Annotated in this window: 1 protein-coding gene; it reads left to right on the top strand. The window is 49.2% G+C overall.

The genetic code is table 11. The features are described 5' to 3' along the window. Positions 1 to 125 precede the first annotated feature (125 nt). Positions 126 to 258, top strand: a 133-nt coding sequence (locus CIK96_RS06385; RefSeq protein WP_144007503.1) for a four helix bundle protein, incomplete at its 3' end; no start/stop codon positions are given.

Raw genomic sequence — 258 nt, 5'->3', positions numbered from 1 at the left:
TAGGCCTGTTGCGAGAGTTGGGTGCATCAGTGCGGCAGCTGGAGCGACTGACAGGCATCAGTCGGGGAGTGATTCAGTTCGTAAGGAAGTAGCTTGCCCCCTATGACACGTACCTGTCCCTTGTCATGCACCTTCGGGCAGGAACCAGCATTGGAGCCAATAATGCCGAGGCATGTAACGGCATTAGTAAAGCTGATTTCAAAAGCAAATCTTTTATTGCACTAAAGGAGGCTCGAGAATCACTTTATTGGATTGAAT

Origin of the sequence: Prevotella sp. P4-98 (genome assembly GCF_002251405.1) — a bacterium.
In the GTDB taxonomy this organism is placed as follows: domain Bacteria; phylum Bacteroidota; class Bacteroidia; order Bacteroidales; family Bacteroidaceae; genus Prevotella.
Note: the sequence above shows the minus strand (reverse complement) of the source record. Positions and strands in the feature narration are given on the sequence as shown.